General features: G+C 67.6%; 17 protein-coding genes. 9 read left to right on the top strand and 8 right to left on the bottom strand.

The genetic code is table 11. The features are described from left to right. Positions 1 to 864: an HAD family hydrolase gene (locus NMQ03_RS05855; RefSeq protein ID WP_255174806.1), complete on the bottom strand. Its 864-nt coding sequence runs from the start codon at positions 862 to 864 to the stop codon at positions 1 to 3. Positions 865 to 1,063: 199 nt separating this feature from the next. Here NMQ03_RS05855 and NMQ03_RS05850 point away from each other — a divergent pair, with 199 nt between their 5' ends. Continuing rightward, positions 1,064 to 1,333 carry a GlsB/YeaQ/YmgE family stress response membrane protein gene (locus NMQ03_RS05850; RefSeq protein WP_043452229.1) on the top strand — a complete coding sequence of 90 codons (270 nt, stop codon included), beginning with the start codon at positions 1,064 to 1,066 and terminating at the stop codon, positions 1,331 to 1,333. A gap of 213 nt (positions 1,334 to 1,546) precedes the next feature. Further along, complete coding sequence (locus NMQ03_RS05845) at positions 1,547 to 3,622, top strand: bifunctional diguanylate cyclase/phosphodiesterase (RefSeq protein ID WP_255174805.1); 2,076 nt, start codon at positions 1,547 to 1,549, stop codon at positions 3,620 to 3,622. A gap of 16 nt (positions 3,623 to 3,638) precedes the next feature. Here NMQ03_RS05845 and NMQ03_RS05840 read toward each other — a convergent pair whose 3' ends face one another. Next, positions 3,639 to 4,034, bottom strand: a complete 396-nt coding sequence (locus NMQ03_RS05840; protein WP_255174804.1) for a hypothetical protein — start codon at positions 4,032 to 4,034, stop codon at positions 3,639 to 3,641. A 222-nt stretch (positions 4,035 to 4,256) separates the two neighbouring features. Here NMQ03_RS05840 and NMQ03_RS05835 point away from each other — a divergent pair, with 222 nt between their 5' ends. Continuing rightward, positions 4,257 to 4,811, top strand: coding sequence for a dihydrofolate reductase family protein (locus tag NMQ03_RS05835; RefSeq protein WP_255174803.1), 555 nt, complete (start codon positions 4,257 to 4,259; stop codon positions 4,809 to 4,811). Here NMQ03_RS05835 and NMQ03_RS05830 read toward each other — a convergent pair. Then, a complete protein-coding gene (locus NMQ03_RS05830; protein ID WP_255174802.1) occupies positions 4,808 to 5,155 on the bottom strand; it encodes a DUF3846 domain-containing protein in 348 nt (115 codons plus the stop codon). The genes NMQ03_RS05835 and NMQ03_RS05830 overlap by 4 nt on opposite strands. A gap of 55 nt (positions 5,156 to 5,210) precedes the next feature. Next, the gene (mmuM, locus tag NMQ03_RS05825) at positions 5,211 to 6,167 is read right to left on the bottom strand and encodes a homocysteine S-methyltransferase (protein ID WP_255174801.1); all 957 of its coding nucleotides are present in this window, start codon (positions 6,165 to 6,167) and stop codon (positions 5,211 to 5,213) included. A gap of 100 nt (positions 6,168 to 6,267) precedes the next feature. Between mmuM and NMQ03_RS05820 the strand changes: the two genes are divergently transcribed. Further along, positions 6,268 to 7,029, top strand: coding sequence for an IclR family transcriptional regulator (locus NMQ03_RS05820; RefSeq protein WP_255174800.1), 762 nt, complete (start codon positions 6,268 to 6,270; stop codon positions 7,027 to 7,029). Between the two features lie 3 nt (positions 7,030 to 7,032). On the opposite strand, the gene NMQ03_RS05815 is transcribed toward NMQ03_RS05820, so the two are convergent. Together NMQ03_RS05815 and NMQ03_RS05810 are read right to left on the bottom strand one after the other, a co-directional pair. Next, on the bottom strand, positions 7,033 to 7,794 hold the full coding sequence (locus NMQ03_RS05815) for an IclR family transcriptional regulator (RefSeq protein ID WP_255174799.1): 762 nt from the start codon (positions 7,792 to 7,794) through the stop codon (positions 7,033 to 7,035). A 95-nt stretch (positions 7,795 to 7,889) separates the two neighbouring features. Continuing rightward, on the bottom strand, positions 7,890 to 9,326 hold the full coding sequence (locus NMQ03_RS05810; RefSeq protein WP_255174798.1) for an amino acid permease: 1,437 nt from the start codon (positions 9,324 to 9,326) through the stop codon (positions 7,890 to 7,892). 209 nt (positions 9,327 to 9,535) lie between these two features. Here NMQ03_RS05810 and rlmC point away from each other — a divergent pair, with 209 nt between their 5' ends. Beyond that, on the top strand, positions 9,536 to 10,663 hold the full coding sequence (gene rlmC / locus NMQ03_RS05805; protein WP_255174797.1) for a 23S rRNA (uracil(747)-C(5))-methyltransferase RlmC: 1,128 nt from the start codon (positions 9,536 to 9,538) through the stop codon (positions 10,661 to 10,663). Between the two features lie 21 nt (positions 10,664 to 10,684). On the opposite strand, the gene NMQ03_RS05800 is transcribed toward rlmC, so the two are convergent. Beyond that, positions 10,685 to 11,305: an FMN-binding negative transcriptional regulator gene (locus tag NMQ03_RS05800; RefSeq protein WP_255174796.1), complete on the bottom strand. Its 621-nt coding sequence runs from the start codon at positions 11,303 to 11,305 to the stop codon at positions 10,685 to 10,687. A 20-nt stretch (positions 11,306 to 11,325) separates the two neighbouring features. Further along, positions 11,326 to 12,252 (bottom strand): DMT family transporter, encoded by a 927-nt coding sequence (locus NMQ03_RS05795; protein WP_255174795.1) that lies wholly within the window; start codon positions 12,250 to 12,252, stop codon positions 11,326 to 11,328. Between NMQ03_RS05795 and NMQ03_RS05790 the strand changes: the two genes are divergently transcribed. From NMQ03_RS05790 to NMQ03_RS05775, 4 genes are all read left to right on the top strand, one after another. Continuing rightward, a complete protein-coding gene (locus tag NMQ03_RS05790) occupies positions 12,251 to 13,663 on the top strand; it encodes a PLP-dependent aminotransferase family protein (RefSeq protein WP_255174794.1) in 1,413 nt (470 codons plus the stop codon). The genes NMQ03_RS05795 and NMQ03_RS05790 overlap by 2 nt on opposite strands. 136 nt (positions 13,664 to 13,799) lie before the next feature. Further along, a complete protein-coding gene (locus tag NMQ03_RS05785) occupies positions 13,800 to 14,816 on the top strand; it encodes a DUF6454 family protein (protein ID WP_255174793.1) in 1,017 nt (338 codons plus the stop codon). A 61-nt stretch (positions 14,817 to 14,877) separates the two neighbouring features. Beyond that, positions 14,878 to 16,578, top strand: a complete 1,701-nt coding sequence (locus NMQ03_RS05780) for a phospholipase C (RefSeq protein ID WP_255174792.1) — start codon at positions 14,878 to 14,880, stop codon at positions 16,576 to 16,578. 169 nt (positions 16,579 to 16,747) lie between these two features. Then, complete coding sequence (locus NMQ03_RS05775; protein WP_255174791.1) at positions 16,748 to 17,545, top strand: hypothetical protein; 798 nt, start codon at positions 16,748 to 16,750, stop codon at positions 17,543 to 17,545.

Here is a 17,545-nt window from a genome sequence, read left to right as displayed (position 1 = left end):
TTAGCCCAGGAGCCCCAGCTCGGCGAAGGCCAGCGCAACGCCGCCACCGGCCGGCGCGGCAGTAACCCTGTCCGCTACGGCAAGAACGGAGGGATGGCCTCCTTCCACGGCGATACCCACGCCCGCGTACTCAAGCATCTCGACGTCATTGGCACTGTCGCCGATGGCCACGATGTCTGCCCGGTCCAGGCCGAGCCGGGCCTCCACCACCTGGATACCCACGGCCTTATGGGTGCCCGCCATGTGGATCTCCCCGGCACGCTCGCCCAGCGCCGACAGCGAACTGGGAATCAGCCCCACCCCGGGGCCGAAGGTTTCCATCAGGCGGCTCAGCGGCACCGGTGAATCGAAGCAGGAGATTTTGGCGTAGGACGTGGCGCGGAGGTCGTCGCTGTACTGCATGGGCCCCAGGATGTCCTCGAGCGGATCCACATCCGTGCTGAGGACGCCGTCATGCTGCGGCCGGCCGGCAAAGATGGGCCCAAGGACCTCCCGCAGCCGCCGGTCCACGCCCGTGCGGCCATGCAGGGCCTCCGGCGCTTCCAGGATGTAGGCGGCACCGTGCGCGTCGAGCGTTTCGACGATGCGTGCCGCCAACTCCGGCTCAAAGCGGGTGTCCTTGAGGACTTCACCGCTGACCTCCACCCTGGCACCGGCTCCGGTAATGGTGCCGTCGAATCCTGCCTCGAGGATGTGCCCGGGCACCATGGACAGGGGACGTCCGGTGCAGACGAACACCAGGTGGCCCCGCTTCCGGGCGGTCCGGACGGCGTCCACATGGACCTCCGGAGCAAGCCCGTGATCGGCGTAGGTGCCGTCGATGTCAAGGAATATGGCTCGCGGCCGCTGGGTGTGGCTGGACATGCCGGAGCTCCTTCACCAGATGCAGGGACATCCAATCCTAGCTGCAGCCGCTTTACCGGCGGAGAAAAATTTCCCGAATTCGGGTCAAACTGACAGTCATCCTGTGATATTGAAAGCCTTGCAGAGTAGTAAGCCTGCTGATTGAATGAGGGAACCGGAAATGGGGGCCCGGTACAACTTACTGACAAGGAGTGGCAACATGGGCATTATTGGATTTCTCATTTTGGGCCTGATTGCTGGAGCCATTGCAAAGGCCATCCTGCCGGGACGCCAAGGCGGCGGCTGGGTGATCACGATGGTCCTCGGCGTCGTTGGGGCCATCCTGGGCGGCTGGATCGGATCACTGATCTTCGGCGGCGGACTGGCCGAATTCTTCGACATCAGGACGTGGCTGCTGGCCATCCTCGGCTCGATCATCGTGCTGCTGATCTACGGCGCCGTCACCAACCGCAGCGGCCGCCGGGTGTAGCCGCTTTCCCATATTCATCAGTAAGAGGCGCCGGACCCCATTGTGGGGTCCGGCGCTTTTTACGTCCGGGGCCAGGTTTTTGCTGGACCAACATGAAGTTAGGGTGACCGGCCCAATTTCCCCCTGCGGCCTTTATGATTGCGAAGGGGTGGTGTGATGACCGGTTTTTCGGGCCGTGACAACAATGTGGCATTACAAACTTTTGGCGGTGTCATGGACGCAAGTCCGGATGCGCTTATGGCCCTGGCTGCGGACGGCACCGTCCTGGCGGTAAACGCGGCAGCGGCACGGCTGTTTGGCCTGCCCCGGGACGCCTTCGCAGGCCTGGACCACCGGCTTCTGATCGGCGAGGGCTTCCGCGACGACGTGGCCCACCTGCTGCACCAGCTCCTCACCCACCCGGAAGAGCATCCACCGCCGCTGGAAATCAGCGCCCTGCGCGGGGACGGAACCGAGGTCCCCGTTGAACTGGCCGTGGCCGTCCTCCCCGGGCAGGACCCGGCCGGCGCACGGCTGCTGCTTTCGGCCCGCGGCACTGCGCACCGCAAGACGGCCGACGCCAACCTCCGCGAGGCCATGTCCCTGCTGACGGCCACCCTTGAATCAACCGCAGACGGCATCCTGGTCATCGCCACCGACGGCAGCGTGGCCGGATTCAACGACCAGTTCCTCACCATGTGGGGCATCCCTCCCGAGATGATGGAGGCCGACAGCGAGGAGCCGGCGCTCCGGCTGGTCATGGCGCAGATCGCAGATCCAGTGCCCTTCGTCGCGCGGCTGGGCGAAGTCCAGGAGGACCCGGCAGGCGAAAGCCACGACGTGGTGGAACTCCGCGACGGCCGCACCCTGGAGCGCTATTCCCGCCCGCAACGCGTGGGCGAGAAAATTGTGGGCCGCGTATGGAGCTTCCGCGACGTGACGCCGCGGCGGAGAGCTCAGGAGCAGGCACAGCAGGCCATGATGGACCTCGCCGTGCAGGCTGAGAAGCTGCGCGCCATGGCCTTCCAGGACCCGCTGACCGGGCTCGCCAACCGGGCCGTCTTCAACGATGCCCTGGCCGAATCCCTGCAGGAACCGCGGCTGAAGACGGTGGATGTCCTGCTCCTGGACCTCGACGACTTCAAGGAAGTCAACGATATCCTTGGCCACCAGGCGGGCGACGACATGCTCATCGAGGTGGCACGCCGGCTCCGCGGCTGCGTTCCCACGGCCGACGTCGTGGCCCGGCTGGGCGGCGACGAGTTTGTGGTGCTCCTGACTGCCTGCCCCGACGCCGACGCAATCGCGGCGTGCATTGTGCGCTGCCTGCACGTCCCGGTGACTATCGGCGGCACCGTCCTCCGCCCCAGCCTGAGCCTGGGGCTCGCCTCCCTGGGCCAGGACAGCGTGGGCCCTTCCGAACTGCTGCGGCATGCGGACATCGCGATGTACGCCGCCAAGGCCGCCGGCAAGAACCGGTTCCTGCGGTTCCACCCGGACATGATGCAGGCGCTGGTGCAGCGGACGCACATGGAAAGCGGGCTCCAGCTGGCCGTGCCCCGCGGTGAAATCACCGTGGACTTCCAGCCGATCGTCTCGCACCGCATGGGGCAGGTGGTCCAAATGGAGGCGCTGGCCAGGTGGGACCGGGGCGGCGAGCGGATACCGCCGTCGATCTTTATCCCACTCGCCGAGCGCACCGGGCTGATCGGCGAGATCGGGGCCGAGGTGATGGCCACCGGAATGGTGCAGCTGGCACAGTGGCTCAGCGGGGATCCGTCACGGTCCCTGGCCGTGAACGTCTCCGGCGTGCAACTGCAGGAACCCGATTTCGCCGGGAACGTCCTGCGACTGGCGGAAGCCAGCGGTGTAGCGCCTTACCAGCTGGTCGTGGAAGTTACCGAGAGCGTATTCTTCGACGCCGACTGCAGCCTGATCCAGCAGCTCAGCGCACTGCGGGACGCGGGTGCCCGGGTGGCACTGGATGACTTTGGCACCGGCTACTCCTCGCTGGGCCGGCTGCAGGACCTGCCCGTGGACACCGTCAAGATCGACAAGACCTTCGTGTCCATGGTGCGGACCGGCAATGAGCGCCTGCCCATCCTCAGCTCCATGATCAACATGGCGCACAGCCTGGGCCTGACCGTGACGGCGGAGGGCATCGAGACGGCGGCGCAGGCGGACTACCTGACGGCGCTGGAGTGCGATTCACTGCAGGGGTACATGTTCTCGCTGCCGGAACCCGGCGACAGGCTGCACCAGGCTTTGCACCACGCGGAAGAGGCCCTCAACGCGCTGAAAGGCAGGTAGCCGGAAGACTCCGGGGTCAGGCTGCTTCCTGGCGGCCCGGGCGCTGCGGCTTGGCCGGCGCGGGCTGGGAGTTCTGGGACTGGGAAGCCTGGGGCTGGGCGGGCTGGCCCGATTCCCCGGCACCGGCAGGAACGTTGACCGTGCCGGCGGCCGCGGAGGGGGCCGGGACGGCAGCACGGTTGCGGCGCCAGCGCCGCACCAGGTCGGCGGCGGCCAGCAGTCCCGCGAGGGGCGTCAGCACAGCTGCGGCGTAGACGAACAGCATCCAGGTCAGGGTGGTCAACGGCGGCTGGTTGTTGTTGAGCAGCGACAGCCCGCCCAGCATGGCGACAACCCAGAACAGCAGGACGGCAGACAGCACGGCGCCGGCAGGGAAATACTGGTTGGTCACGACTTTTTTCAGGGTTTCCATGCACTTCCTCCTGCCTGGCCGGGGGACGGCGAAAGCCGTTCACTCACCAGTATGGGGCCCGGCAGGTTCGAAACTGCGCAAGACAACACGGCGAGTGATGAAGCTAACGTGACTGCCGGCGTCGTCCGGATCCGGGGGCCGAAACGACCGGCCCAAAACCCTTCCCGCACAGGACTTGGCCGAATACCGTAAGGCCTGTCCGCATATTATCTGGAGGCTCCCATGCGCAAAGTCACTGCCGGCCTGTTCCACTCCGTGGATGGGGTGGTGTCCGAACCTTTCAAGTTCCAGTTCGACAGCTTCGACGAGGAGCTCGGTACGGGCCTGGCCAGGATGATCAACACCGTGGACACCGTCATCCTGGGCCGCGTGAGCTACCAGGAGTGGGCGGATTACTGGCCCACCGCCCCGCAGGACCAGGACTTTGCCGCGTTCATCAACCCCGTGGAGAAGTTCGTTGCATCGCACACGCTGACGGGACCGCTGGAATGGCAGAACTCGCGGGTGATGGACGCGCCGCTGACGGAGTTCGTGGGCGCGTTAAGGGAACGCGACGGCGGGGAAATCGCCGTGTGCGGAAGCATCTCCGTGGTGCGGCAGCTGCTGTTCGCCGGTCTGCTGGACTCGCTGCAGCTGATGACCCACCCGGTGATCGCCGGCAGCGGCCGCCGGCTGTTCGAGGACGGCGACCCACTGACCCGCCTGGTGCTGCAGGACCAGTCGGCAACCAGCAAGGGCAACGTGCTAAGCACCTACGGGGTACGCGCCAGGGATTAGGCGGCTAATGCTCCGAAAAGCTCCTCCACGAGCCGCTCCAGGTGCTCGGGGAGGTCTGCCTCGGTGCCGTGTTCGCCACGGCCCAGGAACACTGCGGTGCCGCGGATCCCGTCAAGGTCCAGGCCGCATTCGTGCATCAGCTGCCCCGCGCGGAAGTTGACCGGCAGGAGCCTCGTGACGCTTTCCGCGTTGAGGTAGACATGCCAGTCGCCGCGGATCACCGATTCCAGCGGGCCGCCCACCAGGGCTTCAAGGGCCTTCAGGTCCGCGTCCACCTGCTCCAGGCGGATGGGCTCGGCATTGCTTACCGGTATGACAAGTGCTGTGTAAGTTCTGGTGTCCATTGTTCGCTTCTCCACTGGGTTTAACACCCGTGGAGGCGGCAGTGTTCCCGGAACGCTACGCCTGCGCGGCCAATGCGGCGATGTCCCGGGGAGTGGTCCGGCAGCAGCCGCCCAGGATGCGTGCGCCCGCCTGCTGCCATTCACCGGCACCGGCGGCAAGGCCTGCAGGCGCCCCTCCCCCGGCCGAGCCGCCGTACCCTCCGCTTGCCTGGCTCCACGTCTTGGTTGCGGAATCGTAGGTCTCCCCCGAATTCGGGTAGGCCACCAGGGGTATCTCCGTGTGCAGGCGCAGGGCGGCGAGCGCCGGGCCTACCAGGTCAAGGGGCACACAGTTCACTCCGACCGCCGCAACGTGCGGGTGCCCGTTCACGCGTTGCGCCACATCGGCCAGCGGCGTGCCGTCGCTGATGTGGCCGCCGTCGCGGAGGGAAAAGGAAAACCAGGTGTCGACGCCGTGTTCCCGGCTGAGTGCCAGCAGGGCCTCCGCCTCGGCGAAGGAGGGCAGCGTCTCGAAGGCGAGGAAGTCCACGCCGGCCTTGACCAGTGCCGCTACGCGGGGAGCATGGAACTCCTCGAACTCGCCGGGGGCGAGGCTGTAGTCCCCCCGGTATTCCGAGCCGTCCGCGAGGTAGGCGCCGTACGGGCCCACGGAGCCCCCCACCAGCAGCGGCCCGGCGTCCGGATGCTCCATCAGGTGCTCCCGCCGGGCTTCATCCGCCAGCCGTACGGACAGTGCAACCAGGTCAAGGGCTTCCTCCTCAGCCATGCCCCGTGCCGCAAACCCCCGGGGCGTTGCCTGGTAGCTGGCCGTGGTGGCGATGTTCGCCCCCGCCGCGAAGTAGTCGCGGTGCACGTCCCGGATAAGCCCGGGCTGCTCGAGCAGGACCTTGGCCGACCACAGAGGGTCGTCCAGGTTGCAGCCGCGCGCCTCCAGCTCGGTGGCCAGGGCGCCGTCGGCAATCAGGGTGCGACCGGATTCCAGTGCGGCGGAGAGGGAAGAAATGGGAGGCATGAGTTCACTATAGGCATGGGCTCATGCTTTTACTGAGTGTTACCGGCACCAGCAACCGGCCACACCGGAGGGCCCCTTTCGGATCGCTAGACTAACTTTTATGTCGAAGACCTCCAGCATGGGCCGCGGAATCCAGGCCCTGCTTGCCGTTGGGGAACGCCACGCACGGGGGTTTCCCGGCGGCAGCGCTGCCGAGGTCGCCGCCGATCTGGACCGGGACCGGAGCCAGGTGTCCCGCAGCCTGCGGACCGGCGGACAGGAAGGCTTCCTGGCCCGCACTGCGGCGCGCACCTACGTCCTGGACTGGTCGGTCTACACCGACGCGCAGCTCCTGACCGAACGCCGGCTCCAGGCCGACGGCGCCGCCGCCTTGGACGCCCTGGCCGCCGGGACCAATGAGGCGTGCTTCCTTGGAGTGCTGAGCGGTGACAGCACGGTGACCATCGGTGAGAGCGTCCCGGCCGGCAGCAACCTGGTGGGTTCATGGCTGGGCCGCCCTTATCCTGCCTACTGCAGTGACGCCGGCCAGGCGGTCCTGTGGGAAGCACCGGAAGAGGAGGTCCGGAGCGTGTTTTCAAAGGTCGCGTTCACGCGCCACGGCCCCAACACGCCTGCAGGCGTGGATGAGTTCCTGGCGCGGCGGGAAACCGCGCGCGCCCGCGGATACTCGATCGTGGATGAAGAAGCCGAGCCCGGGCTGTACTCCCTGGCCGTGCCGGTCCGCGACTTCAAGGGCGACGTGGTGGCGGCCCTGCAGATCGTGGGCATCAAGGACCGGCTGGAACCGCGGCGGGAATCGTGCGCAGCTGCCCTGGTGGCCCAGGGATCCTGGCTTGAGTCAAGGCTCGGCTACCGGAGCTGAGTGTCAGGTTCCGGGTGCACTGAGGCGCGCGGCGGCGGACGAAAGCACAGCTGCCGCCGAGGCGAAATCAGCCCCGAACTCTCCCCGGCTGCCCAGCACGCTGAGCGCCCCCATGATGGAACCGCCGGCGTCCCGCACTGGCACGGCCAGCTCCACCACGCCGTGCTCAAACTCCTCCTCGGCGGCGATGAAGCCGGCAGTGCGGTCCCGCACCAGCAGGTCCCAGATGCCGTCGGTGGTGTGGGCAGCGCCCGGTCCGCCGATGCCGATGTAATTCACGTCCGCGAGCAGGTCCGCCAGGGCGGACCGGTCGAAGTCCCACAGCAGGGCCCTCCCGGCGCCGGTGCACCAGACGGGCGTGACCATGCCGGGCACCACGAAACTGCCGGGCACGGCTTCATTGCTCGAGGCGCGGAGCAGGATGACCCGGTACCCGTCGCGGATCGAAAGCCGTGCCCGCACTCCAAGCCCGGCAACCAGCTCCTCGAGCAGCGGCTTCGCCTCCCGGACCCAGCCCGTGTTCAAGGCGGAGGCCAGGCTGAAGAAGCGGGGGCCTGTCCGGAATGGTCCGCGGTCAAAGCGTTCCAGCAGTTCCAGGCCGCACAGCTCCTGGGCCAGGCGCGACACCCGGCTCTGTTCCATGCCGAGCTCCGCGGCGAGCTGCGAAACGCCCAGCGGCGCCTGCCCCCGCTTTTCCCGTTCCACCACGTGCCGCAGGATCCGCAGTCCCTGCGCCATCGAGGACGCCTCGGCGGTTGATTCCACGCTTTCCTGCCCTCCCGGCTGCTGACAACGGCCCCATTGTTCCACGGGCGCTGCTCGTTCCACCCGCGGCGCTGCCGTCGTCGTCCGTGCCCTGCCTACCGGCCTGCCCGCGCGAAGCTGCGTCCGTGCCGGAAGTGGAAGTAGGCGTAGCAGGCGCCGACGAAGGGGATGCCGAAGTAGAGCGCCGCCGCCTGGGCCGGGTCAAGCGCGATGCCGACCAGGGAGATGACGCAGAGGGAGAACGCGAGGATGGGGACCAGCGGGAACAGGGGCGCCCGGTAGGCGAGGGTGGAGAGGTCGCCGCCGTCGCGGATGAAGGCACGGCGGTGGAAGTAGTGCGAGGCGGTGATGGACATCCACACCCCCACCACGGCGAAGCCTGCCACGGAGACGAGGACCAGGTACACCGTTTCCGGGGCCACCACGCTGCTGAGCAGGGAAGCGAGGCCGCCCACCATGCTCACGGAGAGCGCAACCAGGGGGATGCCCCGGCGGCTCAGCTTCTTCAGGGCCTGTGGTGCCTGCCCTTCGTCGGCCAGTGAATACAGCATCCGGGCGCAGGAGTAGAGGCCGCTGTTTCCGGCGGACAGCAGGGCCGTGATGATGACGAAGTTCATGATGTCCGCGGCGAACGGGACGCCGATGGCGGAGAAGACAGTGACGAACGGGCTCTCATCCAGCCCCACTTCCGTGTAGGGGATGGTGGCGGCGATAACGGTAATGGCGCCCACGAAGAAGATCAGCAGCCGAATCACGGTGGTGCGCATGGCCTTGGGAATGGCGGTTGCGGGGTCCTTGGTTTCACCGGCGGCGACGCCGATGAGTTCCGACCCGGAGAAGGCATAGAAGACGGCCAGGACCGTGACCAGGATGCCGGTGAATCCGTTGGGGAAGAGCCCCGATTCCGTGGCGAAGTTCTGGAGCAGGAGCGGGTGGTTGCCGCCGTTGCTGAGCGGATGGAAGCCGAACAACGCCGCCCCGCCCAGGACGATCAGGCCGATGATGGCGGCCACCTTAACGATGGCGAACCAGAACTCGGCCTCGCCGAAGAACCGGGAGGAGACGGCGTTGAAGCCAAAGAGGATGGCGGCAAAGACCAGGCACCAGACCCACACGTCGACGTCGGGGAACCAGCGCTGCATGAGGAGCCCGGACGCGGTGAACTCTGAGCCGATGGCCACGGCCCAGCACAGCCAGTACAGCCAGGCCGTGGCGAACCCCGTGGCCGGTCCGATGGAGCGGGCGGCGTAGATATGGAAGGCGCCGGACACGGGATAGGCGATGGCGAGTTCGCCCAGGCATGCCATGACCAGGTACACCACGAAGGCGCCCACCAGGTACGCGATGACGGCGCCAAGCGGGCCGGCCTGGGAGATGGTGTAGCCCGAGCTGACGAAGAGGCCGGAGCCGATCACCCCACCCATGGCGATCATGACCAGATGGCGCGGCCCCATGGAACGGCGGAGGACGGACTCCACGGGCTGCGGCGCCGCAGGCCGTGGATCGAGGGTGAGCGGGGGTGTGGGTTCCACGGGTCTCCAAACGAAGAAATGCACGGTGTCAGTGCCGAAAGTAGCACGGCTGCCGAATTTAGCAGCATCAAAAGCATGGAAGCATGCTCATATTGCACGGAGTTACGTTTGGAGCCCCGATGGAAGGTACGACGGCGGCACATGGCCGGGTGCCGCCGTCGCGCCTTCCCGTCCTGGCCGGGAAGGCGACCGGGTAAACTTGTGCAGTCATGCGCTGTTCCTACTTTGATGCCGGCACCTGCCGCTCCTGCACCCAGATGGGCAGGCCGTACGGCGAACAGCTGACCGGCAAGCAGCTGCACTGCCAGGGCCTCCTGTCCGACCACGCCTCGCTGGAGTGGCTGGAGCCCGTGGCCAGCCAGGAGTCCGGCTTCCGCAACAAGGCCAAGATGGTGATCGGCGGGACGGCGCAGAACCCCACCATCGGAATCCTCGACGCCGACGGCCACGGCGTGGACCTGCGCAAGTGCGGCGTCTGCTCCCCCGGCCTGCGGGCCGTCTTCCCGGTGCTGGCCACCTACATCCGCCGCCTCCGCCTGACCCCCTACGACGTTCCACGCCGGACCGGTGAACTCAAACACGTCATCATCACCGAATCCCCGGCAGGTGACGTGATGCTCCGCCTGGTGCTTCGATCGGAACAGGTGCTGCCGCGGATCCGGAAGCACCTTCCGGAGCTCCTGGCCGACCTGCCGCAGGTCAAGGTGGTCTCCGTCAACCTGCTTCCGGAGCACAAGGCCGTACTCGAAGGCGACCGCGAGATCCTGCTGACGGAGCAGTCCACCCTGGAGATGCGGGTCAATGACATCAACCTGCACCTGAGGCCCCAGAGCTTCTTCCAGACCAACACCGGCATGGCCGCGGCCCTGTACCGGCAGGGGCGCGAGTGGGTCAACGAACTGGCGCCGGGCTCGGTGTGGGACCTGTACTGCGGCGTGGGCGGCTTCGCCCTGCACAGCGCTGCCCCGTCCCGGACGGTTACCGGCATTGAAGCCAGCAGCGAGGCCATCGTCTCGGCGCGGCTCAGCAGTGACGAGGCAGGCCTGGCGGGCATGGAGTTCCACGCCGGGGACGCCACCGCGTTCGCCCTCGCCGCGGAGCAGTCGCCGGAACTGGTGATCGTGAACCCGCCGCGGCGCGGCATCGGCAAGGAGCTGTGCGGCTGGCTGGAGTCCTCGGACGTGCAGCACGTGGTGTACTCCAGCTGCAACGCCCAGTCGCTGGCCCGCGACCTGGCCGCGCTCCCGTCCTTCACTGCACGGCGGGCACGGGTCCTGGACATGTTCCCGCAGACCACGCACTACGAGGTGATGGTGCTCCTGGAACGGACAGCCTAGCGCCCGCCTGATTCCCGGGACTCAGGGGCGGACGCGTTCGACGGCGGCCGCTCCGGCTTCCCGCCCGTCGGCCCGGAGGCCCGCCGCCACCCCCGCGGCGTCGGCATCGGAGCGGTTCTGGCTCAGTTTCTCCTTCGCTTCGATCCTGGTGATCACCAGTTCCACGCCCACGATCGCGCGCAGCTGCCCGGCGATGAACTTCTCCGGGGCGTCGTCCACAGTCCACGGATCCTGCCGGCCGCCCTCGTGCAGGCCGGTCAGGTGCCGCACATGCCGTGCCAGCCAGCCGGCGTCGTCATGGACCACCAGCTCGCCGTAGACGTGGGCGGTGCTGTAGTTCCAGGTGGGAACCACGCGGCCATGCTCTGCTTTGGCGGGATACCACGACGGCGAGATGTAGTCATCGGGGCCCTGGATGATGGCGAGCGCCTCCGCGGTGGGAGCGCTGGACCACTGCGGGTTGTTCCGCGCCATGTGCGCCTGCAGTGCGCCATGCTCCCCCACCCCCGGGTTGAACGCGACGGGCAGCAGCGTTGCCAGCAGGCCGCCGTCGGTCATGGTGACGAGATTGGCGGCACCGGCGTGTGCCAGGAGGTTCCGGATGGCGCCGGGCCGGGCGGCGAAGTGGGCGGGAATGTACATGGGAGTGGCCTTTCGTGCGGCTAGGAGGTTGGTTTGAGCCGGATGCGGACGGCCGCGGCGGCGCAGAGGATGACGGCGAGGGCGCCCGCCACCGTGGTCCAGGTCAGTGCCTCGCCCAAAAGGAGCGCGGCCCAGCAGATGCTCATTACCGGCTGCAGCAGCTGGATCTGGCTCACCTGTGCCATGGGGCCGGTGGCCAGCCCGCGGTACCAGGCGAAGAAGCCAAGGAACATGCTGACCACTGCCAGATAGCCGAACGCGGCCCATTGGGCGGGAGTGGCCGACGGCGGCTGGCCCTGGACGGAGACAACGGCCAGGACCAGCATTGCCGGCGCGGCGAGGACCAGCGCCCAGGCGATGGTTTGCCAGGAGCCCAGTTCGCGGGCCAGCAGGCCACCCTCCGCGTACCCCACCGCAGCGCAGGCAACGGCGCCCAGCAGCAGGAGGTCCGCCCAGTGCAACTGTCCCGCTCCCCCGGACTGCAGGACGGCAAAGGTTATGGCTGCCAGGGAGCCAAGCACCGTCACGGCCCAGAAGAGGGCCGGTGGCCGCTCGCCTGTGCGCAGCACGGCCACGGTGGCCGTGGCGGCGGGCAGGAGTGCGATGACCACGGCGCCGTGCCCGGCGGGCACGGCGGTGAGGGCGTAGGAAGTAAGCAGCGGAAAGCCGGCGACGACGCCGCCGGCTACGAGCGCCAGGCGCAGCCAGGTCCCTGGATGGGGCAGCCGCTGGCGGGTGATGGCGAGCGCTGCGGCGGCAAGGGCAGCGGCCACCACGGCCCGGCCGGAACCGATGAACAGCGGCGGGATCGCGGCCACGGCCACGCGGGTGAAGGGAACGGTGAAGGAGAAGGCCGCGACGCCCAGCAGGCCCCACCAGATCCCGGTGGACGGCCGGGGCAGTATCAGTGGGCCATCAAGGACAGTAGCGCTACTATGTTCTTTCATGAACAACGATAGCAGTTCACGGATCGCGACGGCACTCCGGCAATGGCTTGCGGGAGCGGCGCCCGGCGCCAAACTGCCGTCGACCCGCTCGCTGGTGGCCGAGTACCAGGCGAGCCCGGTGACGGTCCAGAAGGCCCTGCAGGCGCTGGCCTCGCAGGGCCTGATCGAAAGCCGGCCCGGCGTCGGGACGTTTGTCCGTGCCGTCCGCACCGCACGCCCGTCGGACTATGGCTGGCAGACCGCAGCGCTGCGCTCGCCGTCATCTCCGCTGCCGCCGTCGTCGGGCACCATGCGCAGTGTCCCCGGCGAGGCCATCTGGTTCCACTCCGGCTACCCGGACCGCGAGCTGTTGCCGGAACGGCTGGTCCGGTCCGCGCTGGCCCGCGCCGCCCGCGGCGACGCCGCCCTGTCCCGGCCGCCCGCCGCCGGCATGCCCGAACTGCAGCAGTGGTTCGCCCAGGAGCTGGGCTCGGCAACCCCGGTGGGAATTACGCCCCCAACGCCAAACGACGTCATCGTCCTGCCGGGCAGCCAAAGCGGACTCAGCTCCATCTTCCGCGCACTGGTGGGCGCGGGACAGCCTCTGCTCATGGAGTCGCCGTCGTATTGGGGTGCCATCCTGGCCGCCGCCCAGACCGGGGTGCGGGTGGTCCCGGTGCCCACGGGGCCCGATGGCCCGGACCCCGCCGACGTGGACCGTGCCTTTGCCGAGACCGGGGCCCGGGCGTTCTACGTGCAGCCTAACTATGCGAATCCCACCGGGGCGCAGTGGGCGGCGGGCCGGGGCGACGAGATCCTCGACATTGCCCGCCGGCATGGCGCTTTCCTGGTGGAGGATGACTGGGCCCACGATTTCGGCATCACCTCGAACCCCGTCCCGTTGGCCACGCAGGATGATTCCGGCCATGTGGTCTACATCAGGTCGTTGACCAAGAGCGTGTCCACGGCCATCCGCATTGCCGCCGTGATCGTGCGCGGGCCGGCGCGGGAACGCATCCTGGGCCACCGCGCCGCTGAGTCAATGTATGTCAGCGGACTCCTGCAGGCAGCGGCGTTGGACGTGGTGACGCAACCCGGATGGCAGACCCACCTGCGCAGCCTCCGCCAGCAACTGCAGTCCCGCCGGGACCTGCTGGCCGCCAGCATCCGGGAGCACGTTCCGCAGGCACACCTCGACAACCTGCCAAGGGGCGGACTGAACCTGTGGCTGCGGCTGCCGGACACCACGGACCTTCCACGGCTGGTGCGTGACTGCGGGGACGCCGGCGTGATCATCGCCGCCGGCACCGAGTGGTTTCCCGCCGAGCCCGCCGGCGCGTTCATCCGCCTCAACTACTCAGGACCGAACCCCGGCGCCTACCCGGAAGGTGCCCGCATCATCGGAGAGGCGCTCGCGCGCAACAGCCGTTAGGGTGCCGGGGCAGCCGCCGGCGCCAACCGGTCAGTCCTGCGACAGCGGCAGTTCACCGTTCCGCCATTCCCGGTTCATTACCCATTAGTAACTTGAGAGCTCCTGTTGAGACCCCAACCTTAAGAGGCCCCCCACCATGAGCCCCAAACCCAACCGGCGTTCCCTGGCACTGGCCGCCTCCCTCATCGTTGCCGCCTGCGCGGCCGGCGGAACCGCCGCAGCACAGGCCACCGTCCCGGCGCAGGGCACCAGTCCCGCAGCCGGAACCCACCATGACACGGACACTGACCTGGCCACCGCGTTCGACTCCGTCACCCGCAACACCGCCTGGCAGCAAACGTCCAGGCTGAAGCTGAACTTCCCCACTTACCACACCGAGGGAATCGCCTACAGCCAGGACCACATCTTCCTCTCGGCCGTGCAGATCCTCGAACCCACCGTCAAGTACCCCACTCCCCAGGGCGGGTACGACCGCACGCCCGGCAAAGGCATCGGCCACCTGTTTGTCATGGACAAGGCCGGCAACCTTCAAAAGGACATCATCCTGGGCGAGGGCGACATGTACCACCCGGGCGGCATCGACTTCGACGGCACCAACGTGTGGGTTCCGGTAGCCCAGTACCGGCCGGACAGCAGCGCCATCATCTACAAGGTGGACGCACAGACCCTGGACGTGCACAAGCAGTTTGAGGTCAAAGACCACTTCGGCGGCATCGTCCTGGACAAGCAGACCGGACACCTCGTGGGCAACACCCGGGGTTCCCGTCGGTTCGCCGAATGGGACCTCCAGGGCAAGGAGCTGTCCACCTGGGAGAACCCGAACTACTTCATCGACTACCAGGACTGCCAGTACGTCCCCAATGCCAGGATGCTCTGCGCCGGAGTGACCAACCTTCCGCAGACTCCGTCCGCCGGCGGGACAGCAGCCACCTATGAACAGGGCGGCATGGCAATGATCGACCTGAAATCCCATCAGGTGACACGTGAGGTCCCGTTCCAGCAGTGGTCCACTGCCGGGCACGTGGCCACCCGCAACCCGTTCAAAATGACCGCCGACGGCAACCACCTGAGCATGACGGTGGCCCCCGACAACGGCGACGAAGGCAATGGCACCGAGATCCTCACCTACGAGGCCGACGCCACCTCCAAGTAGCACCCCCGGCACCTGCCGCTTTCGGCGGCAATGCATTCGAGCAGGAACGATTGGATACCCCATGCCTTTTACCGCACCGAGATTCACCAGAAATAGAGTTGCTGCGGCCACCGGCGCGGCCGTCCTGGCTGCTTCGGCAGTGACGGCCGGACTGGTCGGCGTCAGTGCTGTGCCGGCCACCGCCGCCGGCACCCCAAACGGCACGGCGACGCCCATCAAGCACGTCGTGGTCCTCTTCCAGGAAAACGTGTCATTCGACCACTACTTCGCCACCTATCCCAAAGCGGCAAACACTCCGGGTGAGGCGCTGCAGGGCTCAGGCTCCCCTGCCGGCTCCTTCACGGCGGCGGACGACACACCCAGGGACATCAATACCCTGGCCAACGCCGGCCTGCTGGCACCAAACAACCCCAACTCCGTCCAGCCCGCACGGCTCTCCCCGATGCAGGCCGTCACGTGCGACCAGGACCACGGCTACAAGGCCGAGCAGAACGCCTACAACGGCGGGCTCATGGACAAGTTCGTCCAGTTCACCAGCCGCGACGCCTGCGGCACCAACCAGTACGGCCGCCCCGGCCTGACCATGGACTACTACGACGGCAACACCGTCACCGGCATCTGGAACTACGCCCAGAACTACGCCATGAGCGACAACCACTTCAGCACCGTCTTCGGTCCTTCCACCCCCGGCGCGCTGAACCTGATTTCGGGCCAGACCCACGGCGCCAAGGAATACACCGCCGCCGGCCAGCCCGTCGCCACGCCGGCCACCGGAAGCAGCGCGGTCCGGCAGCCCGACGCGAACGGCGTCGGAACAGTGATCAACGACCCCGACCCGGTCTACGATGACTGCTCCAACAACAGCCACGCCAAGACCAACAACCTTGCCGGCATGACCGGCCGGAACATCGGCGACCTGCTCAACGCCCAGGGTACGTCCTGGGGCTGGTTCCAGGGCGGCTTCGCGCCCACCGCCGCCGCTGCCGATGGCACCCCGGCATCATGCCTTGCCAGCCACACCAACGCCGCGGGTGCCTCCGTGGTGGACTACTCCCCGCACCACCAGCCCTTCCAGTACTACGCCTCCACTGCCAACCCGCACCACCTGGCGCCGGCATCGGACGCGGAAATCGGGCACGACGGCCAGGCCAACCACCAGTACGACCTGACCGATTTCAGCAAGGTGGTGGACAGCGACAACATGCCTGCCGTGTCCTTCCTCAAGGCCTCGGAGTTCCAGGACGGCCATGCCGCCTACTCGGATCCGGTCGACGAACAGAACTTCATCGCCAAAACCGTCAACCAGATCCAGCAGTCCAGGAACTGGGACAACACCGCCGTGGTACTCGCCTATGACGATTCCGACGGCTGGTACGACCACGCCGCCGCGCAGCCGAAGAACGCCTCCACCGGCACCGACGACGCCGCATGGTGCCTGAACGCCGCTGCCAACGGCGTCCCCGTGGCCGGCGGCTACGCCGACCGCTGCGGACCGGGTACCCGCCAGCCCCTGGTGGTCATCTCCCCGTATGCGAAGAAGAACTTTGTGGACCACACCGAAACCGACCAGGCCTCCATCCTTAGGTTCATCGAGGACAACTGGCACACCGGCCAGATCGGCGACTCCTCGGCCGATGCGAAGGCCGGGTCAGTGGATGCAATGTTCAACTTCCATCATGAGCGCAACGACAAGGTCCTGCTGAACGAACAGACGGGCGCCGTTGCCTCGATCACCCACAACGGGCACCCTGCAGGGCAATGACATAACCCCGCTGCTGCAGAGCAGGAACGGCGGGAGCGCTGTCCGGCATCAACCGGGCAGCGCTCCTGCCGCTTAACACTCAAGATTTGCGCTTAACCGCGGCTCCCCCTGATGGACGAAGCTACGCTGGCCGTGCCATCCGCATCCAGCGCACGCCATTGGGGGACCCATGCCTGCCAGTCGTAACTTTTCCACTCCTCTTCCTGCCCGCCGCCGGGAACAGGAACCCACGGCCGCCGGCCTCCGGCGGAAGGGCGCGAACAAGGCCCTGGGCGCCGGGACCGCCGCCGTCGCGCTGCTGCTCCTGACCGGCTGCACAACGCAGGCTTCGCTGACCGCGGCGGCCGGCCCCGCCACCGAATCCACCACGGCAACACCCTCTGCAAAGCCCATCGCGGACACACCCTGCACAAGCATCAGTGCCCGTCAGGTCTCTGGCGGAACCACGTACATATGCACCAAGGACGAGTCGGGCAGGCTGGTGTGGCTCGAGGCCTCAGTGTCCAGGCAGGTCACCGACAAACTGGCCGCGGCCGCCGCAAAGGCCGCGGCAGATAAGGCTGCGGCAGATAAGGCTGCGGCAGACAAAGCGGCGGCGAACAAGGCGGCCGCGGACAAAGCCGCAGCGGACAAGGACGCCGCCGATAAGGCCGCGGCAGAGGCTGCTGCCCGGCAAGCGGCTGAGGCGAAGGCGGCCCAGGACGCGGCTGCAGCCAAGGCCGCTGCAGAGGCCGCCGCCAAGGCCGCCGCACCTCCCGCTCCTGCGCCCCTGCCTGCACCCCAGCCCGTGCCGGGAACGAACCCCGGCTGCGACCCGAACTACTCAGGCTGCGTTCCCATCGCCTCCGACGTTGACTGCGCAGGTGGAAGCGGCAACGGACCGGCCTACGTCCGTGGCCCGGTCGAGGTCATCGGCCGCGATATCTACGGACTGGATGCAGACCACGACGGCGTCGGCTGTGAGTGA

It is taken from the genome of Arthrobacter sp. DNA4 (assembly GCF_024362385.1).
Lineage (GTDB): Bacteria > Actinomycetota > Actinomycetes > Actinomycetales > Micrococcaceae > Arthrobacter.
The sequence above is the reverse complement of the archived record's forward strand: the minus strand, read 5'-3'. Positions and strand labels throughout refer to the sequence as shown.